The 22,363-nt window shown below is 73.4% G+C and carries 21 protein-coding genes; 5 read left to right on the forward strand and 16 right to left on the reverse strand.

Annotated features, from left to right (window positions below):
* From PSU4_RS06820 to PSU4_RS06855, 8 genes are all read right to left on the reverse strand, one after another.
* A partial coding sequence (locus tag PSU4_RS06820; protein ID WP_147103647.1) for a hypothetical protein occupies nt 1–406 on the reverse strand: 406 nt, incomplete at its 3' end.
* 4 nt (nt 407–410) lie between these two features.
* Nucleotides 411–1,742, reverse strand: a complete 1,332-nt coding sequence (locus PSU4_RS06825; protein WP_147103650.1) for an NAD(P)/FAD-dependent oxidoreductase — start codon at nt 1,740–1,742, stop codon at nt 411–413.
* Between the two features lie 190 nt (nt 1,743–1,932).
* Nucleotides 1,933–3,438 (reverse strand): argininosuccinate lyase, encoded by a 1,506-nt coding sequence (gene argH, locus PSU4_RS06830; RefSeq protein ID WP_147103653.1) that lies wholly within the window; start codon nt 3,436–3,438, stop codon nt 1,933–1,935.
* A complete protein-coding gene (locus PSU4_RS06835; RefSeq protein ID WP_186816787.1) occupies nt 3,435–4,418 on the reverse strand; it encodes a 1-aminocyclopropane-1-carboxylate deaminase/D-cysteine desulfhydrase in 984 nt (327 codons plus the stop codon). The genes argH and PSU4_RS06835 overlap by 4 nt, the downstream gene beginning before the upstream one ends.
* Nucleotides 4,415–5,770 carry a class-II fumarase/aspartase family protein gene (locus PSU4_RS06840; protein WP_147103659.1) on the reverse strand — a complete coding sequence of 452 codons (1,356 nt, stop codon included), beginning with the start codon at nt 5,768–5,770 and terminating at the stop codon, nt 4,415–4,417. The genes PSU4_RS06835 and PSU4_RS06840 overlap by 4 nt, the downstream gene beginning before the upstream one ends.
* Nucleotides 5,755–6,759 (reverse strand): XcbA family protein, encoded by a 1,005-nt coding sequence (locus PSU4_RS06845; protein WP_147103662.1) that lies wholly within the window; start codon nt 6,757–6,759, stop codon nt 5,755–5,757. The genes PSU4_RS06840 and PSU4_RS06845 overlap by 16 nt, the downstream gene beginning before the upstream one ends.
* Nucleotides 6,756–7,544, reverse strand: coding sequence for a phosphosulfolactate synthase (locus PSU4_RS06850; protein WP_147103665.1), 789 nt, complete (start codon nt 7,542–7,544; stop codon nt 6,756–6,758). The genes PSU4_RS06845 and PSU4_RS06850 overlap by 4 nt, the downstream gene beginning before the upstream one ends.
* A gap of 23 nt (nt 7,545–7,567) precedes the next feature.
* The gene (locus tag PSU4_RS06855) at nt 7,568–7,927 is read right to left on the reverse strand and encodes a hypothetical protein (RefSeq protein WP_147103667.1); all 360 of its coding nucleotides are present in this window, start codon (nt 7,925–7,927) and stop codon (nt 7,568–7,570) included.
* Between the two features lie 95 nt (nt 7,928–8,022).
* Here PSU4_RS06855 and PSU4_RS06860 point away from each other — a divergent pair, with 95 nt between their 5' ends.
* Nucleotides 8,023–8,475, forward strand: coding sequence for an OsmC family protein (locus PSU4_RS06860; protein WP_147103670.1), 453 nt, complete (start codon nt 8,023–8,025; stop codon nt 8,473–8,475).
* Here PSU4_RS06860 and larB read toward each other — a convergent pair.
* Both larB and larE read right to left on the reverse strand, forming a co-directional pair.
* Nucleotides 8,409–9,599, reverse strand: coding sequence for a nickel pincer cofactor biosynthesis protein LarB (gene larB / locus PSU4_RS06865; protein ID WP_186816788.1), 1,191 nt, complete (start codon nt 9,597–9,599; stop codon nt 8,409–8,411). The genes PSU4_RS06860 and larB overlap by 67 nt on opposite strands.
* Entirely contained in the window at nt 9,596–10,456 is an 861-nt protein-coding gene (larE, locus tag PSU4_RS06870; RefSeq protein WP_147103676.1) for an ATP-dependent sacrificial sulfur transferase LarE, read from the reverse strand. Before larE ends, larB begins: the two co-directional genes overlap by 4 nt.
* A 628-nt stretch (nt 10,457–11,084) precedes the next feature.
* On the opposite strand from larE, the gene PSU4_RS06875 reads away from it, so the two are divergent.
* The 4 genes from PSU4_RS06875 to PSU4_RS06890 all read left to right on the forward strand — a co-directional run bounded on the left by PSU4_RS06875 (nt 11,085) and on the right by PSU4_RS06890 (nt 15,084).
* Complete coding sequence (locus PSU4_RS06875; protein ID WP_186816789.1) at nt 11,085–12,863, forward strand: LCP family protein; 1,779 nt, start codon at nt 11,085–11,087, stop codon at nt 12,861–12,863.
* Nucleotides 12,864–13,114: 251 nt separating this feature from the next.
* Nucleotides 13,115–13,426 (forward strand): integration host factor, actinobacterial type, encoded by a 312-nt coding sequence (gene mihF, locus PSU4_RS06880; RefSeq protein WP_147103684.1) that lies wholly within the window; start codon nt 13,115–13,117, stop codon nt 13,424–13,426.
* 196 nt (nt 13,427–13,622) lie between these two features.
* On the forward strand, nt 13,623–14,501 hold the full coding sequence (locus tag PSU4_RS06885; protein WP_246114979.1) for an alpha/beta fold hydrolase: 879 nt from the start codon (nt 13,623–13,625) through the stop codon (nt 14,499–14,501).
* Nucleotide 14,502: 1 nt separating this feature from the next.
* Entirely contained in the window at nt 14,503–15,084 is a 582-nt protein-coding gene (locus PSU4_RS06890) for a P-loop NTPase family protein (protein ID WP_246114980.1), read from the forward strand.
* Nucleotides 15,085–15,159: 75 nt separating this feature from the next.
* Here PSU4_RS06890 and PSU4_RS06895 read toward each other — a convergent pair whose 3' ends face one another.
* The 6 genes from PSU4_RS06895 to PSU4_RS06920 are packed head-to-tail and all read right to left on the reverse strand — an operon-like array spanning nt 15,160 to nt 22,312.
* Nucleotides 15,160–16,905, reverse strand: coding sequence for an acyclic terpene utilization AtuA family protein (locus PSU4_RS06895; RefSeq protein ID WP_147103687.1), 1,746 nt, complete (start codon nt 16,903–16,905; stop codon nt 15,160–15,162).
* On the reverse strand, nt 16,902–17,687 hold the full coding sequence (locus PSU4_RS06900) for a TIGR03084 family metal-binding protein (RefSeq protein WP_147103690.1): 786 nt from the start codon (nt 17,685–17,687) through the stop codon (nt 16,902–16,904). Before PSU4_RS06900 ends, PSU4_RS06895 begins: the two co-directional genes overlap by 4 nt.
* Nucleotides 17,688–17,689: 2 nt before the next feature.
* Complete coding sequence (locus PSU4_RS06905; protein ID WP_147103693.1) at nt 17,690–18,454, reverse strand: enoyl-CoA hydratase/isomerase family protein; 765 nt, start codon at nt 18,452–18,454, stop codon at nt 17,690–17,692.
* On the reverse strand, nt 18,451–19,971 hold the full coding sequence (locus PSU4_RS06910) for a class I adenylate-forming enzyme family protein (protein WP_147103697.1): 1,521 nt from the start codon (nt 19,969–19,971) through the stop codon (nt 18,451–18,453). The genes PSU4_RS06905 and PSU4_RS06910 overlap by 4 nt, the downstream gene beginning before the upstream one ends.
* The gene (locus PSU4_RS06915) at nt 19,968–20,753 is read right to left on the reverse strand and encodes an enoyl-CoA hydratase/isomerase family protein (RefSeq protein ID WP_147103700.1); all 786 of its coding nucleotides are present in this window, start codon (nt 20,751–20,753) and stop codon (nt 19,968–19,970) included. Before PSU4_RS06915 ends, PSU4_RS06910 begins: the two co-directional genes overlap by 4 nt.
* Entirely contained in the window at nt 20,750–22,312 is a 1,563-nt protein-coding gene (locus PSU4_RS06920) for a class I adenylate-forming enzyme family protein (protein ID WP_147103703.1), read from the reverse strand. The genes PSU4_RS06915 and PSU4_RS06920 overlap by 4 nt, the downstream gene beginning before the upstream one ends.
* Nucleotides 22,313–22,363: the final 51 nt, after the last annotated feature.

The following is a 22,363-nucleotide window of genomic DNA, read 5'->3' on the forward strand; positions in this document are numbered from 1 at the left end:
GGTCGTAGTCGACGATCGCGTCGCCGGCCTGGGCGCGGGTACCGACAATCTGAGCCACGGTGCTCTCCTTCTTCTCGGGACTGTGTGCGTTCGCCTTCGCGACGCTCACGGTGGGCGTCACGAACTGGAACTGGTCGAGGGCCGACGACGCACCCTGCGGTGTCGCCGGGGCGGCCCACGTCTTGCGGTGGCTGCCTGGCATCGACTTCATGATCGTCGACCGCAGGGACCACGGCAGTACTGCATAGATCGGGGCGAAGATCTTCCTCCAGAAGACGTCCTTCGCACCCTTGGGGGAGCGGGGGGCGACCGTGCCGTGACGCTCGGCCATCTGCTTCTGCGAGTCGACCAGCAGATAGTGCTCCGCGTTGTGGCGCAGCCACCCGAAGAAACCACCCGAAGCCATCAGGTCAGCCCTTCTGAGCGTTCGCGACACCGTTGGTGGCGGCGACGACGATCGGCTCGTTGAGGGCCCCGATCGCCGGCGAGTAGACGTTCTCCATGGTGGAGAGGTCCGTGAGGGTCAGCCCGGTCTTGACGGCCTGGGCCAGGAAGTTCGCACGCTCCTTGATGCCCTCGCCGCCACCGAGCAGCTGGGCACCGATGAGGCGCAAGGTGCCGGTCTCCGCGAGGAGCTTCACCTTGACCATGTTCACGCCGGGGTAGTACCGGGCGCGAGAGATGCCCTGGGCCTCGCCCTTGACGTAGGCGATGCCCGCGGCGGCAGCGGACGTCTCGTTGAACGCGGTGCCGCCGACGACCGACGAACCGGCCTGGGTGCTCCACGGGATGCGGACGGCCTTGTAGGCGCGGTCGCCGCCCGCAGCGTTGGTGCCGGCGGCACGGCCCTCGGCGAAGGCGTGCGAGGTGGTGAGGCCCAGCAGCGGGGTGGCCCCACCGCCGTGCGCGACCTCGGCCACGTCGCCCGCGGCCCAGACGTCGGCGGCGGAGGTCTTCATGTGGTCGTCGACGACGATGCCGCCGCCGGGGCCCACGGTGATGCCGGCGGCCGCCGCGACCGCGGTGTCGGCGGCGCGGTTGGTGGCGACGACGACCAGGTCGGCGACGATCTCACCCTCGGAGGTGCGGACGGCACGGACGGCGCCCTCACCGACGAACGCCTCGACGGAGGTGTTGAGGTGCAGGTGCACGCCGAGCTCGGTCCAGCCGTCCTGGACGATGGTGGCGAAGTCGGGGTCGAGCAGGGTGGGGAGCACCTGCCCGGCGGCCTCGACGAGGTGGGTCTCGACGCCGCGCTTGGCCAGCGCCGTCACGATCTCGAGGCCGACGCCGCCGGCGTTGACGACGACCGCGCTCTTGGTGCGGGCGATGACCTCGTTCCACTCGGCGACGCTGCGGCCGCCGTTGACGTGGAAGACACCGGTGAGGTCGCTGCCGGGGACCGTGTCGCCCGCGCCGGAACCGGCGGCGATCACGAGGCTGTCGTAGGAGACCGGGGCGCCGCCGACGGTGATCGTCTTGGCGGCGGTGTCGATCGCGGTGACCTGCGCGCCGAAGGTCACGGAGACCCCGGCGTCGGCGTAGGCCTGCCCGTCGGCGACCAGCAGCTTCTCGAAGTCCTCGACGTCGGCCGGGTCGGCCGGGGTGCCGGCGGAGCCGTACACCGAGTCGGCGGCCTGGGTGTAGACGGCGACGTCAGCGGTGGGGTCCGCCGTCTTCGCGCCCGTCGCGGCGCCGAGACCGGCCGCTCCTCCACCGATGATGACTGTCTTGCGCGGCACTCGGACCTCTTTCACCGTCTTGTCGAATGTCTTCCGAAATCGCCGGGTGGCATTCACTATCGGAGACGAAAAGCACCATACTCAACGGGTGCGTGATGTCAATCACCGGGTAGTGGGGCGCCTACCTGCGGCGACGCACGCCCCGGAATCTGCTCACGCACCGTGACAACGCAACTGCACCCGGACGCACTCACCCGACGACCTCACGCGCCGTGGCGAGCAACTGCTCCTCGGACCGGTCGAAACCGGCCGTGCGCGAGGCCGCGTCCTGCGCGAGCTCGTCCAGGTCGAGGCGCAGCCGCGACACCATGTCGGCCACCGCTGCCGGGGCCGCACCGCCCTCGGCGCCTCGGGACGCCACGATACTGACCGGGTCGAGCACGCCGGACAGGTCCTCCCCCGCCAGTCCCCAGCTCCGGCCGGTGTGCGCCACGGCCGCCTCGTCGATCATCGCGCCGGTGATCTGACCGCCCGGGATCCCGGCCCGGCTGGCCGCCCGCACCGTGTTGCCGACGACGACGTACGCCGTCCGGTAGTCGACGCCCAGGCGCTGCACGAGGTGCTCGGCCAGGTCGGTCGCCTGCGTGTAGCCGCGGTCGAGCTCCTCGCGCATCCGCGTCGGGTTGACCTTCAGCGTCCGGACGACACCGCTGGTCAGACGCGTGATCCGCAGGCTCAGGTCGAGCGCGCGTGGCACCTCGCCGTAAGCGAAGATCAGGTTGTCGCTGCGCGCCGACGGGCTCTTCGTCACCGCGAGGAAACCCGTCAGGCGGCCGATGACCACGCCGTTGGCACCCCGGATGATCGACAACGCGTACGGGTTGCGCTTCTGCGGCATCAGGATGCTCGACCGCGTGTAGGCGTCGGCCAGGTCGACGAAGTCGAACTCGCTGGAGGAGAAGATCTCCAGGTCCTCGGCCAGCTTCGAGAAGTTCGACAGCAGGCTCGCGGCGGTCGCGAGGATGTGCACCAGCCCGTCGACCTGCCACATGGCATCACGGGTGTGCGGGATGACCCCGCGGAAGCCGAGCGCCGCCGCGACGGGGCCGCGGTCGTCGAGCAGCCGGGTACCGTTGACGCAGCCCGCACCGCCCGGCGACGAGTCGACCCAGTCGAGCTCGTCGAGCAGCCGGCGCGCGTCGCGCACCGCCGGGTATACGAACGACAACAGGTAGTGACCGAACGTCGACGGCTGCGCCTGCTGCAGGTAGGTCTGGTCCGGCAGGAACGTCGCCGCGTGGTTCTCCGCCGTCGTCACCGCGCCGCGGGCGAACTCCACCGACTCCTCGACCAGCTCGGTCAGCTGGCGGCGCAGGTGCAGCCGCAGCGCCACCCGCGCGGCCTCACGGCGCGGACGGCCGGCGTGCAGCCACCCCGCGACGTCACCGATGCGGGACACGAAGTAGTGCTCACGGGAGTTGTACGGCTCGCCGTGCGACGGGTCGTACGGGAAGTCGTCGGCCGCCACGTCGGTGACCTCGACCAGCAGCGCGAGCAGCTCGCGGGCCGCTGCCTCCGGGACGATCTCCCGACGGCGCAGGTCCAGCACGTGCGCGATGTCGGCCAGGTTCAGCCCGCGGTGCAGGAAGCTCGCGTCCGCGTTCTCCAGGGCGAACCCCGACTCGATCAGCTCGGGGGCGGGACCGGTCTGCGGGAAGCCGAGAGCGCGTCCCGCGGGCCGGGTCGGGGTGGTCATGCTGGTCCCTTCAGGATGGAGCCGAACGCGGGCAGCAGCCCGCCGGTGTGCCACCACAGGACCGGGCCCGCCGGACGGTCGACCAGGTCGACCACCGCGGAGAAGGCCTCGGCCCCGTACGTCTCGTCGAGCAGCAGGCCCTCGGCCCACAGCGCCTCACGCGCGTGCCTGCGCTCCCGGTCGGTCGCCGACCCGAACCCGGGACCACGAGCGTCGACCATCGTGAGCTGCGCCGGGTCGGGCGCCGCCGTGCCCAGCAGCGCGGCGCAGCCTGCGGCGAGGTCGTCGACCTTGGCCCGGATCTCCTCGAGCGGCCGGCTCACCGACACGCCCAGGACGGGGACGTCGAGGCCCACCGCCGCCAGCCCGGCCAGCAGCCCGGCGACGCTGCCGCCGGACCCGACGGGCAGCGCGATGAGCCCTGGACGCACCTGGAGCGCGTCGAGCTGGGCCGCGAGCTCGGCGGCGCCGGCCGCGAAACCGACCGCACCCAGCGGCGTCGACCCGCCGCGGGGCACGCCGTAGGCGCCGTCGCCGAGCTGGGTCACGCGCGCCGCGATCTGCTCGTCGACCTGCTCGCGGACCGTCCCACCCGTGGGCACCAGGGTGGCGCCCGCGGCCGTCGCGAGGGCCAGGTTGGCCGAGCGCGGATCGCCCCACACGTGCAGCTCGCACGCCAGCCCGGCGGCGCGCGCGGCCATCGCCGCGGCCGCACAGAAGTTCGAGCCCGGACCGCCGCCGGTGACGAACACCCGCGCACCCTGCGCGAGCGCCGCTCCGATCAGGAACTCCAGCGGGCGGGTCTTGTTGCCGGCGACGCCGAACCCGATCAGGTCGTCGCGCTTGACCAGTGTGGGGCCCAGACCCAGCGCGGCCTCCAGCCGCGGGGCGCGCACGAGCGGTGTCGGACCGACGGCGAGGGGGAACCGGGCGAGCCCGGCCCACGGCGCGGCGGCGACGTCGCGGACGGCCCCGGTCACGCCCACTCCTCGGGCTCGGCGGCGCGGGCGACGGCGGCCCGCTCCAGCACGACGTCGACCATGCGGGCAGCGGCGTCGACGGCGGGCCCGTGACCCCACGCGTGCACCTGCTCGGCGGTGGCCAGCCCCCGCGCGACGAGCCCCTCGGTCAGGCCGGTGCCCTCCTCGCGCAACAACTCGTGCAACACCTGCTGCGCCTTGTGCTTGCCGATCTCGGCCGACAGCCCGGCCAGGACGCGTTCGGACTCCAGCCCACCGCCGTAGCGGGCGACGTTGGCGGCCATGGCGTCCGTGTGGACCTCGAGCCCGTCGAGCAGCCCGCGCCCCAGCCGCAGCGCCGTGGCCGTCAGCTGGCAGGCCTCGGGCAGCGCGATCCACTCGGCCTTCCAGGACCGCCCGTCGCGCTCGTGGCCCCCGACCATCCCCTCCACCAGCACCGCCGACGACGACCGCACCAGCCGCGCGAGGGTGTCGAGATGCTCGGAGCCCTCGGGGTTGCGCTTGTGCGGCATGGTGATCGAGCTGACCGCACCCGACGGCGCGGCCTCGGCCAGCTCCCCGATCTCGGGGCGGGCCAGCTCGTAGACCTCGGTGCCGATGCGCGAGAGCGTCCCGCAGACCATCGCGAGCACCGTCCCGAACTCGGCGACGCGGTCACGCGAGGTGAGCCACGAGATGCCCGGGTCGCCCAGGCCCAGCTCGGCGCAGAACCGCGCGCGCAGCTCGGGCCCGTCGGCACCGAAGAACGCCAGCGCACCGACGGCCCCGCCCAGCTGTCCGACGACCCAGCGCGGCCGGCCCTCACGCAGCCGGTCGAGGTGGCGGCGTACCTCGTCGGCCCACGAGGCCACCTTGAACCCGAACGTGATCGGGGCGCCCGGCTGCCCGTGCGTGCGGCCCGCCATGACGTCGTCGCGGTGGCGCCGCGCCAGCTCGAGCAGCGACGCCTCGATCGCCCGCAGGTCGCGCCACACGACGGCGCCGACGTCGCGCATGACCAGCCCGAACCACGTGTCGGACACGTCCTGCACGGTCGCGCCCATGTAGACGTGCTCGCGGACGTCCTCGGGCAGCACCCGCAGCAGTCCGCGGATCAGGCCCAGCGTGGAGTGCGACGTCGCGCGGGTCTGCTCGGCGACGTAGTCGAGGTCCAGCGACTCCACCTTCGCCGCGGCGGTGATCGCCGCCGCCGACCCCGACGGCACGATCCCCAGCGACGCCTGCGCCCGGGCGAGGGCACCCAGCTCGTCGAGCCACGTCTGCAGCATGGCCTTCTCGTCGAAGATCGCCGCCGTCTCCTGCGTCCCCCACAGGTGCGCGTAGAGGGCGGACGAGCTCAGACGGGTGCCCACGGTGGCTCCTCCTGTGCGGCGAGCAGGGCGAGTGCCTCTCGGATGTGTTCCAGCGACGCGCCCCACGGGACGCTCACCCAGCCCGGGCCGGACTCGACGTGCTCCTCCTGCAGGCAGCACTTGGTGAGCACCATGCCGTCGGTGGGCGGGTTCGCCTCCAGGGTGCGTTTGGGGCAGAAGTCGACGCGCGGCGGGTCCTCGCCGTAGAACCACTGGTGGATCTGGCGGGACCGCTCGCAGCCGAGCAGCGTCCAGTCGGCCTTCTCGGGGTGCTCGTCGAGGTACGACACCGTCGCGCCCGGCACCTCTCCCCCGGATCCCCTGCACGGCAGCAGGTAGTGCGCGTCGGGCAGCCGGGTGGCGAGGTCGGCCAGGTCGGTCACCTCGCCGACGAGGTCCATGGGCGGCAGGTTCTCGGTGACCGCGAGGATGCGGCGGGCCTGGTCGAGCAGCTTGGCCGGCTCCGGCGGCACGACCTCCCGGACGCCGACGTGGAGCATCCGCGGTTCGAGCACGAAGCTGATGTGCGCGTAGCGGCCCTGGATCACCGCGACCCGCGCGCCGGGGGCCTTCTCGCGGGCGCACCGCACGAGGTCCGACGGGATGCCGGTGTCGACCGCCTCGTCGACGACGAACGTGCACTCGTCGGGACGCGCCAGCATGGTGACGGCCGTGACCGGTGAGAACAGCTCACCCTGCGTGTCGTGCTCGACGTGCAGCAGCGCGACCTGCGAGAAGTCGCCGTGCTTGCGCGCGATCACGAACCTGGTGCGGCGGTAGGCGTCCCGGCCCATCAGGTAGGCACGCAGCGCCTGTTCGGTGAGCGGCACGTCGTCGGGGATCGGGGTGACCGACACCCCGCGGTACCGGTTCGGGATCAGGTTGGGGCCGCTGAAGCCCGCGACCGGAGCCGTCGGCGCGCCGGTCCCGGGGTCGTCGTGCGTGGTGGTGCGCGGCAGCGGGACCCTCCTGGTGTCTGCCGACGTCACGCGGTGTCCGATCCGGCCTCGTCCCGGCGGACGACGGCGGCGGTGTCCGAGCGCAGTCCCAGCCGCAGCGTCTCCGCGGACAGGACGTCGCCCAGCGCCACGTTACCCAGGTTCACGTCGGGTCCGAAGCGACGCACGAACCACGCCTGCTGCGACGCCTTGGGTGCCTCGAACACGATGCGCTCCACGCCGACCGCGGCCGCAACGGCCTCCACGACGTCGGGCCGGACACGGCCCGCGGCGTCGAACGTGCCGACGGTGCCGCTCTGGCGACCCTCGGTGACCACGAGCGAGGCGCCGGCATCGAGGTCGGACTCGGCCTCGTGGGGCCACGTACGCGCGGCCAGCACCTCGCCGGGCGCCTTGTCGCCGACCTCGGCGAGCACCGTGAAGTCGCGGGTCGCGCGGCGGACGAGGGCCGCCTTCTCGTGCAGGCTCATGTCGACGGTGCCGCGGGAGACCTCGACGCGGGTGAAGCCGGTGTCGCGCGCCCAGTCCAGGCACTCCTCGGCCCGGCCCTGCGCCCAGGCGATCTCGAGCAGCGTGCCGCCGAGGCACACCGCGACGTCGTGCTCGGCGAGCAGCGCGATCTTCTCCGCGAGCGTGGAGTCGACGTAGGCGGTGCCCCAGCCGACCTTCCAGATGTCGATGTGGGACGCCGCGGACGCCAGCAGATCCCGGGTGGCGAGGACGCCCGCCCCGGGATCGATGACATGCGTCAGCCCCACCGCTCGCGGCTTGACCGAGCGGGGTGGGAGATCGAGGAAGTGCGGTGGTGGGAGCACGTTCGCGGTATCGCGTTCCGTCGTCAGTTGGGGACGAGCTCGATCACCGTCGCGAGGCTCGAGGCCACGTCGGCGGCGGCGCCCTGGCCCGCGATGCGCCGGCCGACGATGTCGACGGCGAGGCTGAACGCCCGCTCGGCGCGGTCGGGGAACACCCACTGGTGGGTGGCGGCGAAGTCGAGCCACTCGGCGGGACCGATGACGGCCTCGTCGGTGTAGTCGAGCTCGTGCCAGGTCACAGCGAGCTCGAGGAGGCCGAGCATGGCCTCGGCGTCGGTGTCGACGGCGAGGAGCAGCTCGTGATGATCGGGGTAACGTGCGGCGGCCGGGCACTCGCCCCGGCACGTCATCACCTGGACGGGCGCGTGAGCGACGGTTGTCATCGACAGCTCCCCCTGTTCGTTTCCGGCGTGTGACGACGGCCACCATGCACCACGCCGGTTGCACCGGTGTTGCAGCAGTTCCGAGGAGGTAAGACGTGGGAGTCACCGAGCGTACCGTCCACGGCAGATGGGCCGGTGGGCTGCGGTCCGTCGTCGACGCGGGCGGCTTCGAGGTCGTGTCCGACGAGCCCGCCTCCGTCCCCGGCGGTACCGACACCGGACCACAGCCGACCGAGCTGTTCCTGGCGTCGGTCGCGTCCTGCTTCACGACCGCGATGGCCTACAGCGCGAGCAAGCGCGACATCGCCCTGTCGGGGCTGCGCGTCGACGTCACGGGCCACTACAACGGCCCGAGTTTCGACGCGCTGCGCATCGACGTGCACGCCGACGCGCCCGAGGGCGCCGAGCTCGACAAGCTCGTCGAGGCCGCGAAGCGGGTCTGCTACGTCACCCGCACGCTGGCCGCGCCACCGGAGATGACCTACCTGGTCAACCCCTCCGCCGATTCGTCCGACGAGGCCGCGCCCCCGGAGTCCGCCACCGGCTGAGCCGACGCGAGCGCGCGCGCCGCCACGACGCGCAGCGGCAGCCCCAGAGCCGTGGCCGCCGCCGCCACGTCGTCGTGCTCGGGTTTGACGCCCCACGGCCCCCGCTTCACCCGCACCGGGTGCCCGCCGACGTCGACGACCGACGTCGAGCGCGGCAGCGCGACCCGCTCGACGACCGTCCGCCGCACCCCCAGCGTCCCGGTCTCGGCGAACACGATCCGCTCGCACTCCCCCGCCACCGCCCGCGCGGCCAGCACGTGCACGGTGTGCGCGGGCCGCGACTTCTTCATGACGACGGGCGCGACCCACGCGTCGGCCGCACCGGCGCCCAGCAGCCGCTCGACCAGGTGTCCCAGCACCTCGCCGGTCACGTCGTCCACATTGGTCTCGATGTGGACGAGCCGCCCGACCTCGCCCGTCCCTTCCGTTCCCGTGTTGCGCCGCACCGCAATCCGGTCGCGTGACACCGCGATCCGGAACGCCGCCATCGCCGCCGAGAACCCCGAGTCGATGTTGACGACCGTCATCCCGGCCGCGCACGACGACATCATCGCCAGCAGCGCCGTCACGCCCTGCATGGTCGCGCCGTAGCCGACCGACGTCGGCACCGCGATCACCGGCGCCCCCACCAGCCCGCCGACGACGCTCGGCAGCGCACCCTCCATGCCCGCGACGCACACGACGGCGTCGGCGGCGGCGATGTCGTCGGTGACGGCCAGCAGCCGGTGCAGGCCCGCGACGCCGACGTCGGCGATGCGGCGCACCGTGAGCCCCGCGGCGTCGGCCACCGCGGCGGCCTCGGCGGCGACCGGCCCGTCGGACGTCCCGGCCGACACGACGGCGACGACGAACCCGCGTGGCGCGGCGGGCCGCCACACCAGCAGCCTGCCGTCGGCCACGTAGGTGCCGCCGTCGCCGACCTGCGCGAGCACGGCGGCGGCGACCCCCGGCTCGACCCGGGTGACGAGCACCGGCCCGTCGTTGGCCGAGAGCAGGCTCCCGACGACCGCGGCGATCTCCGCGACCGTCTTGCCCGGCCCGAACACCACCTCCGGCAGGCCCTGGCGCGCCTCCCGGTCCGTGTCCGGACGGGAGTGGCCCAGGTCGTCGAAACCGCCGCTCACGAGGCCGGCGACACGGTGGGCAGCCCCAGCAGCACGTTCAGCCGGCCGCTGCGGAACGGCTGCAGGTCGAGCGCGCAGAACGCGAACCCGGCGCCGCGCACGGCCGCGTCGATCTCGGCGCGCACCGCCGACACCCGGTCGTGGTCGCCGGCCGGGACCTCCAGCCGCGCAACGGTCCCGTCGGCGTGGGCGCGGACCCGGCACGTCGGGAAACCCATGTCGCGCAACGCCTCCTCCGCCGCCTCGATCCGGGCGAGCACCTCGGCGGTCACCGGGTCGCCGTAGGCGACCCGCGACGACAGGCACGCCGCCGCCGGCTTCGCGGCCGTCTCCAGCCCGAGCAGCGCGCTGGCCTCCCGGACGTCGGCCTTGGTGAGCCCGGCGTCGACGAGCGGCGCGATGGCCCCGCGCAGGGTCGCGGCGCGCCGGCCGGGGCGGTGGTCACCGAGGTCGTCGACGTTGGTGCCCAGCGCGATCGCCGCACCCGACAGCCCGGCCAGCGGGACCAGCACGTCGAGCAGCGCGGTCTTGCAGTGGAAGCAACGGTCGCCGGAGTTGGCGACGTACTCGGGGCGGTCGAGCTCGTCGGTGGCCACCTCGACATGGGTGATCCCGTGCGCGCGGGCGAACTCGCGCGCGGCGCGCCGCTCACGGGCGGGCAGGCTCGCCGACACCGCCGTGACCGCGACCGCCGCGTCCCCGAGCTCGGCCGCGGCGACGGCGGCGACGAGCGCGGAGTCGGCCCCGCCGGAGTAGGCGACGAGCACCTTCGGCTCGGCGCGCAGCCGCGCGCGGAGGGCCTCCAGCCGGGCCGCGACACCGCCCCTCGCAGCACCCGTGGACGGCACCTCGGACATGGCCACACCTCCGGTGCACCACTGTAGTTCCCGGCGATCACCCGGGCCGGTCCACGCACGCCGGGACGTCACACCCCCGTCGCGCAGAGTGGTCACTGTCACTGCAAGTAGGCTCCGCTGACCTGAGGTGCCGGACGCCGGTCGTGACCCCTCATCCCGGCGACCCCGCCGGGCACGGGCGACCCGCGGGTAGCCTCCAGTGGACGAGGGGGGTGACCTGCGGTTGGACGATCTGGACCCGCGGGACCGCGTGCACCCTCCGGACGAACCTCACCCTCGCCCCGTCCCGTCCCCGTGGCCCCGCCGCGCCGAACGCGACGAGGCCCGCCGGACCCAGCTGTGGGCCCGCACCGACGGGCCCCGCACCCCCGGTTCCGGTGACGCTCCGCGACCGGTCGGACGGGGTCCCCGGCCCCCGGGTCCCGCTCGTCCCGACGGCCCCGGCCGTCCGCCGCGCCCGGCTCCCGAGAACCCCCGCCCCACCGCCGACGGCCCCCGGCCCTCCGGTGCGCCCCGCCCCTCCTCGGACGGACCTCGCCCCGGCGCCGGCCGCCCGCCCGAACGCCGCCCGGACCCGTCGATGCGCCCCGCAGCCGACGGCCCACCCGGCACCGGGAGTCGTCGGCCGGTGGGCGCCTCGGAGCGCCGCGGACGTCGCCCCGGCCCGCAGCGCCCACCCGGCCCCGACGCCCGGCCCACCGTCGCGATGCCCCGCCCGGTACCGGCCGGCCCGGTCGAGCAGACCGCGGCGACCGAGGAGATCCGGCGGACGTCGTCGGCCCCGACCACGACGGCGGCCGCGGAGGCCGGCGTCGATGTCGCCGACGAGCCCACGACGGCGGGTCCCACCCGCGTCGGCGGCGCCGCGGGCGGTCGTCGCCCGACGAGCGGCGCACGCAGCGGACCGCCCGCCGCCGGCCCACCGCGCCGGCGCCGCAGCCTCGGCGCGGCCCTCGGCATCACCGCGGCCTCGACGGTCGCGCCCGGCTCGGGCCACCTCATCCTCGGCAGGCGGCGCACCGGGCTGCCCATCCTGATCACCTACGTGCTCGCGATCGTCGCGCTCGTCCTGCTGGCGTTCCTCGGCCGGTCGGCGCTCATCGAGTCGGCCCTGTCGGCGCGCGTCCTGGCGGCCGTCGCGGTCGTCGTGCTGGCCGCGGCGCTGGGCTGGATCGTCGTCATCGTGCGGACGTGGGCCCTGGCGCGCCCGCCGGGCCTGCCGGCGGGACGCAAACTGCTCGGCACGGTCGTCGTCATCGCGTTGTGCCTGGTGGTCGCCGCCCCGTTCGGGTTCGCGGCCAACCTCGCGAACTCCCAGCGCAACCTGCTCAACGAGCTGTTCAAGGGCGGCGGCACGAGCGCCGCGGAGGCGTTCAACAAGCCGCGGATCAACGTCCTGATGATCGGCAGCGACGCCGGGCCCGATCGCACCGGCACCCGCACCGACACGATGATGGTCGCGAGCGTCGACACCCGGACGGCCCGGACGATCCTGTTCAGCCTGCCCCGCAACGTCCAGCGTGCCCAGTTCCCGCCCGGCTCGCCGATGGCCGAGAAGTTCCCGACCGGCTTCCGCGACCCCCGCGAGCCGCTGTCGGGGAACTACCTGCTCAACGCCGTCTACGCCTACGCCCACGAGACGCCGGGCGTCGCGCCGCCGGGCCCGACCGACGACCCCGGCATCAACCTGCTGATGCAGACGGTCACCTACATGCTCGGACTGCCGCTGGACTACTTCCTCGAGGTCGACATGGAGGGCTTCTCGGCGCTGATCGACGCGCTGGGCGGCGTCACCGTCGACGTCGGGCCCGTCCCCCTGCCCATCGGCGGCGTGCTGCCCAACGGCGCCCACGTGCGCCCCGACGGCTACATCCCGCCGGGCGTCCAACAGCTGAGCGGCGAGCAGGCGCTGTGGTTCGCGCGGTCGCGTCGCGACTCGAGCGACTACGACCGGATGGGCCGCCAGCGCTGCCTCATCCAGGCAGTGCTCGACCAGAAGAGCCCGGCGTCGCTGCTGTCGAACTTCCAGTCCGTGGCCCGGGTGGCCACACAGAACATCCACACGAACATGCCGCAGGACCTGCTGCCCCCACTCGTCGAACTGCTCTCCGACAACGGCGTGAACCTCAGCAGCGTCACGTTCGACCCGTCGCTGCCCGACCCGAGCGAACGGGACGGCCGGTTCAACCCGGGCGATCCGGACGTGCGCTTCATGCAACAGGTCGTGACGTCCTCCATCGAGGGCCGACCGCTCGCGACGCCGAGCACCACCGCGTCCCGCAGCCGCACCGACTCGGACACCGCGACGACGACCCCGCCGCCCGACTCGCCCGTCTCGCTGGCGTCGTCCTGCTCCGCGAGCGACAGCCCACCCCCCTCCGGCGCCGCGGCCACCACAACGCGCTGACCAGCGCTTTTCCCGCCGGCCCCGCGGGCGGCACCCGACGCGGGCCGCGGAGCCCCCGGCGCCGGCCCGCGGCATCGGTCCGCGGCCGCCGACACGCCCTCCGGAGGCCCGCTGAGCGCACGCGCAGGCCCGCGTATCGGGCTTGAGCAGGGGGTTCTCGGACAGTCGTTCCCGGCTTCTGCCAGTCTGTGCGGCGAAGACGGGCCCGTTCGACCAGGACGGGCACTTCACCGAGAAGAGGAGTTCGACACATGGCACTGCCCACGCTGACTCCCGAACAGCGCGCCGAGGCGCTGAAGAAGGCTGCCGCCGCGCGTACGGCCCGCAAGGAACTGCGCGACGCGATCGCCCGGGGCGACGAGACGATCCCCGCCGTCCTCGACCGCGCGAAGTCCGACGCGATCGTCGGCAAGACGAAGGTCGCCGACCTGCTCAAGAGCCTCCCGGGCTACGGCCCCGCGAAGGTCACCGCGCTGCTGGAGAAGACCGGCATCGACGCCTCCCGCCGTGCCGCCGGCCTCGGCGACCGCCAGCGCCAGGCCCTGCTCGACGCGCTCAAGTGAGCGAGCGTCAGCGAGCGAACCATCGGCACAGCGCCTGCGCGTAGCGCCGACCGAGCGTCAGCGAGGGCGAGCGAGGGCTCCGGCCCGGCTCGGCGGCCACGACCGCCGCGCCGGGCCGCTCGCCGGCCACCCGCGCGGATCCCGTGACGGGGTCCCCGCGTGCGGCCGCGCCGACCGACGTTGGCAGGCTTGACCCGTGGACGCCGTAGCCGACCCGTTCGTCGAGGATCGCTTCGTCGAGGTGGAACCCGACGTGCACCTGTGGTCGCAGTGGCTCGACGGGCCCGCCGACGCCGATCCGATCCTGCTCGTGATGGGGGCCAACGCCTCCGGCATCGTCTGGCCGGAGGAGCTGCTCGCCCGCCTGAGCACCCGGCACCCGGTGATCCGCTACGACCACCGCGACACCGGCCGGTCCACCTGGGCCTTCGACGAAGCCCCCTACGCCGTCGCCGACCTCGCGGCCGACGCCGTCGCCGTCCTCGACGCCTGGGGTGTCGACAGGGCGCATGTCGTCGGCATGTCCTTGGGCGGGACGCTGGTGCAGCTCCTCCTGCTCGACCACCCCGACCGGCTGGTGTCGGCCACGGTGTTCTGCACGGCCGCCCTGAGCGCCTGGGAGGTCCCTGACATGCCGGGGCCGGGCACGGCGCTGCTGCGGATGTGGGGCGAGTTCGACGACCCCCGCGACGACGCCGGCGAGCTCGCGTGGCGCGTCGAGCACTGGCGGCTGCTCAACGGCACCGGGATCCCGTTCGACGCCGACGAGTTCCGTGAGCTCGAACGCCGGGTCATCGCCCACACCGGGCGCCCGGACAGCCCCAGCGCCCACGCCAGGGCCGACCAGGACGGCCTGGACCGCGGCCCGGAGCTGGCCGGGGTGACGGTGCCGGTGCTGGTCGTCGAGGCACCGGAGGACCCGGTGAACCCGCCGCCGCACGGCGAGCACCTCGCGGCCGCGATCGGTGGCGCCAGACTCGTCACGATGCCCGGGATGGGCCACGCGCTGCCGGTCGCGGTCGTCCCCGCACTCGCCGAGGTGCTGCTGGCGCACACGGACGCCGCCGAGCACTGACGTGCGCGCCCTGCTGGGCTGTGCCGACCCGTTGCCCGCCCGGCCCTGGCGCGTGGTCGTCGCCGGCACCTCGGGCTCGGGCAAGACGACGCTCGCGGCCCGGATCGGGCACGTGCTCGGGGTGGAGCACATCGAGATCGACGCGCTGTTCCACGGACCGGGCTGGACGCCGCGCCCGACGTTCCTGGCCCACGTGGAGGAGTTCAGCACCCGTCCGGGATGGGTGACGGAGTGGCAGTACTCCTCCGCGCGGGACCTGCTGGCCGACCGCTGCGACCTGGTGGTGTGGCTGGATCCGCCCCATACGACGGTGATGCGCCAGGTCACGGCCCGGACGCTGCGCCGGCGGGTGCGGCGTGAGGTGCTGTGGAACGGCAACCTGGAGCCGCCGTTGCGGACGTTCCTGTCCGACCGCGACCACGTCGTGCGCTGGGCGTGGCGCACCCGGTACGCGACGGCCGAGCGGATCGCGAGGCTGCGGGTGCGCCGCCCCGAGCTACCGGTGGTGCGGCTGCGCTCACGCGCGGAGGCCGACCGGTGGGTGGCAGGGCCGCTCACCCGGACGGGTGATGCCCGGGCCTGACGGCTCCGGCATCACCGAGAACTGTCGGAGTCCGTCGCTAGTCTCGAACACATGTTCGAGTCGACGGTCTCGCGATCAGTCCTGCAGCAGCTCCTGCGGCACGTCCACCAGGCGGCTGCGCACGTACTCGCCCAGGCCCTTCGCCTGCGGGTCCGGCCGCGTCGTGGAGGCCACGCCCTCGCCGAGCAGCCCGTGCACCACGAAGTTCAGGGCGCGCAGGTTGGGCAGCTCGTACCGGTCGATCCGCAGGTCCGCGGCCTCCGGCCCGAGCAGCCCCCGGAGGGTCTCGGTGTCGAGGGTCGCGGCCATCCAGGCGTACCCGGCGTCGTCGCGCGTCCACAGCCCGATGTTGGCGTTGCCCCCCTTGTCCCCGGAGCGGGCCGCGCAGACCGTCCCCAGCGGCGCACGGCGGGTCGGCCCGGTGGGCGCGGTGGCGGCGCCGGTCGCGGCCCCGGCGGGCGCCGCGACGTCGGCGGGCCCGGTCGGCGGATCGGCCACGACCTGACGCGTCCCGTCGGGCAGCACCACGGTCTGGGTCACGGCGGTACGCGGCACCGCAGCGGGCCGGTAGATGCCGAAGGCAGACTCGCTCGAGGGCGGGGTCGTCGTGTGGAAGCCGGGGTAGCCGGCCAGCGCGAGCTCCATCGTCGCGTTGGAGAAGGCGCGCCCGACCAGCTTCGGGTCCTGGGCCTTGACGGTGACCTTGAGGTGCGCCGTCGCCTGCTCGTTCGCCCCGGCGTCGGGCCGGTCGAAGCGCAGCAGCGTGACGTCCACCTCGTCGAAGCGGTCGCGCCCGCCCAGGATGTCGAAGAGCATCTCCTCGGCGAAGGCGGCCTTGTCCTCGATGTCGAGCCCGGTGAGGACCATGGTCATCGAGTTCCGGTAGCCGCCGTTGTCGTTGAGGGCCACCTTGAGGGTGTCGGGTGGGGCGCTGCCGCGCACGCCGGAGATCCGGGTGCGGTGCTCGCCCTCCTGGTCCAGCGCGATCGTGTCGAAGTGGGTCGTGACGTCGGGGCCCAGGTAGGCGGGACTCTGGATCTCGTAGAGCAGCTGGGCGGTCACGGTCCCGGGCGACACGAGTCCGCCGGTGTCGGGGTGCTTGGTGATGACGGTCGAGCCGTCGGCGGCGACCTCGGCGATCGGGAAGCCCGGGTAGCGGCGGTCCTTCACCTCGGAGAAGAACGCGTAGTTGCCGCCGGTGGCCTGCGGACCGCACTCGATCACGTGCCCGGCCACGACGGCGCCGGCCAGCGCGTCCCAGTCGGTCGGGTTCCAGCCGTGCCACCACGCCGCGGGCCCCACCACGAGCGAGGCGTCGGTGACCCGCCCGGTGACGACGACGTCGGCACCCGCGCCGAGAGCCTGGGCGATGCCCCAGCCGCCGAGGTAGGCGTTGGCCGACACGGGGGCGCCCTCGACGGCGGGGACGATCGCGCCGAGGTCGCCGCGCAGGTCGTCACCCTCGACGTGGGCGACCGAGGCCTGCAGGCCGAGCTTGTCGGCGACGGCGCGGATCGCGTCGGCCAGCCCGGCGGGGTTGAGCCCGCCAGCGTTCGACACGATCTTGATGCCGCGTTCGAGGCAGGTCCCGAGCACCTGCTCGACCTGGGTGAGAAAGGTCTTCGCGTAACCGGTCGACGGGTCCTTGGCCTGCGCCTTCGCGAGGATCAGCATCGTGAGCTCGGCGAGGTAGTCGCCGCACATCACGTCGATCGGGCCGCCCTCGACGATCTCCCGGGCGGCGCCGATGCGGTCACCGTAGAAGCCCGAGCAGTTGCCGATGATCACCGGCCGCCGTGCGGTGTCGACGAGGTCGGTCACGAGAACTGTCCTGCCTTCCTGCCCGGCCCGGCCGGGCCCGCGAACGCCTGCGCGAACGACATCCACTCGTTCGCGACCGGCCCGGTGATCTCGAGCGCGGTGTCGTCGCGGTGGCGTCGTTGTGTGACGGCGAGACAGAAGTCGAGGGCCGGGCCGGTGACCCGGTCGGCCGCGCCCTCGGGGCCCCACGTCCAGGTCGAGCCGTCGGGTGCGGTGAGCTCGACGCGGATGGGCGCCTCGGGCTGGGCGATCCCGTTGACGGCGTAGCTGTAGATCCGCGCGCCGATGCCGATGTGCGCGACGTGGCGCAGCCGGCCGCTGGGCTCGCGGGTGACGCCGACGGTGTCGGCGATGTCCTGGGTGTGCGCCCACGTCTCCATGAGCCGGGCGGTCAGCGACGACGCCGCGCTCATCGGCGGTCCGTACCAGGGCACCCGTGTGCCGGGGTCGAGCCCGCGGAACGTCTCCAGCAGCCGCTCCCGTTCGCCGTCGAACCAGCGCAGCATCTCCGCGCCGGTGAGGTCGCGGTACTGCAGGGCGACGGCGTCGGGGTCGATCGGCGGGGAGTTGTCGACGTCGGCGCGGAACCCGTCGGGGTCGACCGCCGACTTGACCGCGGTCGCGTCGAAGTGCGCGAGGTGGCTCACCTGGTCGGCGATCGTCCAGCCCGCGGCGGGGGTGTCACGACGCCAGTCGTCCTCCGACAGGCCCACGAGGATCTCGCGGAGCACGGCCGTCTCGGCGGCCACGTCGTCGGCGAGGGCGTCCATCGAAACCGGCACGGCTACCGTCCCTTCCACTCGGGGGTGCGCTTCTCACGGAATGCCGCCGGGCCCTCCTGGGCGTCGGCGGACATGTACACGGGCTCCCAGATCTCCTCGGCCTTCTCGTAGGCCTGCTCGATCGGGAACTGGGCGGAGAGGTAGGCGGTGCGCTTGCTCGCGAGCACCGACAGCGGGGCGTTGGCGGCGATGCGCCGGGCGAGGTTGCGGGCGTGGTCGCGCAGGTCGGCGGCGTCGACGACGTGGTTGACCAGGCCGAGGTCGCAGGCGCGTTCGGCGTCGATGGGGTCGCCGGTCAGCAGGATCTCCATCGCCAGCCGCGGCGGCACCAGCCACGACAGCGGCGCCGCCCAGGGCGAGCCGCGGCCGACCTTCACCTCGCTCACCGCGAAGGAGGCGTGCGCGGCGGCGACGACGAGGTCGCACTGCTGGGCCAGCAGGAAACCGCCGGCGAACGCGACGCCGTTGACGGCGGCGATGGTCGGCTTGGGCACGTCGATGTTGCGGCCGAACTGCGGCAGGAAGTCCGGCGGCGGGACCTGCAGGGAGGTCTCGGCCATCTCCTTGAGGTCGCCGCCGGCGCAGAACGCGCGCTCGCCGGTGGCGGTGAGGATCAGGACCTTCGCAGTGTCGTCGTCGTTGAAGGCGCGGATGCCGTCCCACAGCCCGTCGCGGACGGCCTTCGACAGGGCGTTGCGGGCCTCGGGTCGGTCGATCGTCAGCCAGGCGATGCCGTCTTCGACCTCGTAGCGGACCGGTCCGGTCACGGGTACTCCTTGCGCAGTTCGGGGCGGTTCAACTTGCCGGAGCCGGTGCGCGGCAGGGCGTCGACGATCTCGATGCGCCGGGGCCGGGAGATGCCGCGCAGGTCCGGGTGCGTGGAGGCCCACTCGGCGATCGACTCCGCGGTCACGCCCGGGTTGGCGGGCACGACGATCGCGGTGACCTGCTCCACCCAGCGTTCGTGGGCGGTGCCGATGACGGCGACCTCCGCGATGTCGGGGCACTCGGCGAGGTGTTCCTCGACCATCTGCGGGAAGACGTTCTCCCCGCCGGAGACGATCATGTCGTCGATCCGGTCGACGTAGAACAGGTAGCCGTCGGCGTCGCTCGACATGAGGTCGCCGGTGCGGAACCAGCCGTCGCCCGCCCACTTCTCCGAGCCGGCGCCCGGTTCGAGGTCGGGGCGGTTCCAGTAGCCGGGGGTCACGGCGTCGCCGCGCACCCACAGCTCGCCGACCCCGTCGGAGCCGGGCTCGATGTCGGGCCCGCCGGTGGGCGGCACGAGCCGGGTCTCGACGACCTGCGACAGCGGCCGGCCCATCGACCCGGTGCGCCGCGGCTCGTCGGGGCGGTAGCTGATCGCGAGCCCGTTCTGCTCGGTCTGGCCGTAGATCTCCACGCCCTGGATGCCGGTGCCGGCGGCGAGCCGCTCGATCGGGGTGTTGGGGGTGCGGGAGCCACCGAACATGCAGATGCGGAAGGAGTCGAGGACGACGGGCGAGCCGGCGGTGCGGTTGCCGACGTCGATGAGCATCGTCGAGATCAGGCCGCCGTAGGTGGGGCGCAGCGTCGTCGCGAGGTCGAGCCACACCAGCGGGTCCCACTTGCCCATGAACGTGATGCGCCCGCCCCGCAGCAGCGTCGGCAGGCTGATCAGGTGCAGGCCGCCGACGTGGAACAGCGGCATGCAGTTGAGGGCGTGGTCGTCGCCGGTGATGGCGTACCAGTCGATGACGGCCTCGACCTGCGCGGTGACGTTGCGGTGGGTCTGCCGCACGCCCTTGGGCACCCCGGTCGAGCCGGAGGTGTACATGATCAGGGCGTTGTCGGCGTCGTGGCGGGGGACGACGGTGTCGGTGGGCTCGCTGCCGGCGACGGCCTCGGTGAACCCGCCGCCGGGGCCTGTGGTGAGCAGCCGCACCGGTGCGTCACCGAGCAGGCGTTGGAGGCGCTCGACGTCGTCGGGCAGGCACACGACGGCGGTCGCGCCGGAGTCGAGGATCGCGTGGCGCAGCGGGGCGTCGGGGAACAGTACGTTGAGCGGGACGCCGACGCCGCCCGCCTGCCACACGCCGAGCAGGCCCGGCAGGTAGTCGAGGGTGTTGGGCAGGAAGAACCCGACGCGCTCCCCCGGCGCCAGTCCCTGGGCGAGCAGATGCGCGGCGAACCGGGCGCCGGTGTCGGCGTACTGCGCGTAGGTGACCCGGGTGTCGTCGCGGCCGAGCGCGACCCGGTCCGCGTGATCTGATGCGCTGCGGCGCAACAACATCGCAATGTTCATCGACGACCCTTCCCTCGACTTTGACGGAATGCCTCGAACCCTTCGACCGCGGCCTCGGACCGCAGCGCGGCGGCCTGCGTGACCGCCTCCAGCTCCAGGGATCCCCGCAGGTCGGCGTCGAGGCTGCGGTTCACCAGCTTCTTCGTCAGGGCGACGGTGTAGTCGGGCATCGCCGCCAGCTCGTGGGCTTTCGCGACGGCGGTGGCGAGGGCGGTGTCGGCGTCGGGCTCGACGACGTTGGCGATGCCCAGCTCCAGGGCCCGCTGCGCGCCGATCTCCGGGGCGAGCAGCATGAGCTCCCGTGCCCGGTGCATCCCGACGATGCGTGGCAGCAGGTAGGCGCCGGCGACGTCGGGCACGATGCCGCGCTTGACGAACACCTCGCAGATGCGGGCGTCGGCGGACATGACGACGAGGTCGCACACCAGCGCCAGGTTGATGCCGCCGCCGTAGGCGATGCCGGACACCGCGGCCACCACCGGCAGCCGCGACTCCCAGATCTCGACGACCACCCGGTGGAACGCCCGCATCATCGTGAGCAGGCCGGTGTCGTCACCGCCCGCGGCGTCGAGGATGTGGTCGACGTCCCCGCCCGCGGAGAAGTGCCCGCCGGAGCCGGTGAGCACGACCGCGCCGATGTCGCTGCCGTCGGCGGCCTCGCGCAGCGCGGTTTCCATCTCGGCGACGGTCACCGGGGTCAGCGCGTTGCGTCGGTCGGGCCGGTCGATCGTGATGATCCGGACCCGGCCCTCGTCCTTCACCAGGATGTGCGGGGCACTCACACGCGCTCCTTCTCGTCGGCGCCGCGCTCGGCGAGCAGGTGGCGCTGTAGCTTTCCCGTGGTGCTGCGGGGCAGCTCGGAGGCGTCGACGAACTCCACGAAGTGGGGCCGTTTGAACGCTGCGAGCCGCTCCCGGCACCATGCGACCACCTCGTCGCCGGTGACGGAACCGCCGGGCGCGCGGACCACCACGACCTTCACCGTCTCGCCCCAGCGCGGGTCGGGCACGCCGTAGGCGCACACCTCCTGCACCCCGGGGTGCGCGGCGATCGCCTGTTCGACCTCGGCCGGGTAGACGTTCTCGCCGCCGGTCTTGATCAGGTACTTCGCCCGGTCCACGTAGGACAGCGAGCCGTCGTCGTGGCGGACGAGGACGTCGCCGGTGTGCAGCCAGCCGCCGGCGAACACCTCGGCGGTGGCCTCCGGGTCGTCGAGGTAGCCGGCCATCATGCTGGGCCCGCGCACGACGCATTCGCCGGGGACGCCGACGGGTGTCTCGTTCAGCTGCGCGTCGACGATGCGGACCTCCATCAGTGGGGTCGGCATCTTGCGCATGTGCGGGTCCTCGCCGGGTCCGCTCCAGCCGTGGGCGAGGACGTAGCTGGTCTCGGTCTGGCCGAAGGCGTCGTTGAAGTCGACGTCGAGCGCCGCGGTGATCTCCCGGACGACGGTCGGCATCATGTTGGCGTAGCCGATCACGAAGCGCAGCGTCGACAGGTCGTAGTCGGTGCGGCGCTCGTGGTGCAGGACGTCGGTGATGACGCCGGGCAGCAGCAGCGTCCACGTCAGACGGTGGCGCTGGATCGCGGCGAACATCGTCTCGGTGTGTGCGGTGGCGAGTGCGCAGAAGTTGCCGCCGGTGAGCAGGGTGGCGTTGAGCGACTCGTCGCCGCCGGTGTGGAACAGCGGCAGCCAGCCGACGAACCCGTCGTCGGGGGTGAGCGTGTACCACTGCGCGAGCCGCAGCGCGCGGACCGCGGCGGTCTCCTGGGTGATCATGGCGCCCTTGGCCCGGCCGGTGGTGCCGGACGTGTAGAGCACGTTGTGCACGTCCGACGGCTGGGCGACGTCGGCTGCCACTGAACCGTCGACGGGCAGGTCCACATAGGACTCGAAGCCGTCCGTGCCGTCGATGCAGTACCAGTGGCGCACGGACGGGCAGCGGTCGCGGACCGCCAGAGCCCGGTCGGCACCCAGCGCTGTCGACACGAATGCCACCGGCGCAGCGACGCCGACGGCGTGGGCGATCTCCTCGGCGTGCCAGCGGATGTTCAGCGTGATCGCGGTGACGCCCAGCCGGGCGAGCGCCACGTAGATCTCGACGAACTCCGCCCGGGTCTCGGACAGCACCGCGACCCGGTCGCCGTGCCCGACACCGTTCGCGGCGAACCCGGCGGCCAGCCGCTCGGCGCGCTCGCCCAGCTCGCGGTAGGTCCACACCGGACCGTCGGGGTCGCCGGTGGTCACGGCGACCCGGTCGGCGAACACCCGGAACGAGCGCCGGTACAGCGCGTCGAGGGTGATCCCCGACGCCGCGGCCACGAGCCCCTGCCCGCTCACCGGAGCCACCCCTGTGAGCGGCAATAGTCGCTATGGCGACTATTGCCGCTC

It is taken from the genome of Pseudonocardia sulfidoxydans NBRC 16205, assembly GCF_007989085.1.
GTDB lineage: Bacteria > Actinomycetota > Actinomycetes > Mycobacteriales > Pseudonocardiaceae > Pseudonocardia > Pseudonocardia sulfidoxydans.

Excerpts from the sequence above, each read along its gene's own strand:
- larE (WP_147103676.1), bottom strand. The coding sequence starts at position 10,456 with ATGTCCGAGGTGCCGTCCACGGGTGCTGCGAGGGGCGGTGTCGCGGCC.
- argH (WP_147103653.1), bottom strand. The coding sequence starts at position 3,438 with ATGACCACCCCGACCCGGCCCGCGGGACGCGCTCTCGGCTTCCCGCAG.
- PSU4_RS06910 (WP_147103697.1), bottom strand. The coding sequence starts at position 19,971 with ATGAACATTGCGATGTTGTTGCGCCGCAGCGCATCAGATCACGCGGAC.
- PSU4_RS06855 (WP_147103667.1), bottom strand. The coding sequence starts at position 7,927 with ATGACAACCGTCGCTCACGCGCCCGTCCAGGTGATGACGTGCCGGGGC.
- mihF (WP_147103684.1), top strand. The coding sequence starts at position 13,115 with ATGGCACTGCCCACGCTGACTCCCGAACAGCGCGCCGAGGCGCTGAAG.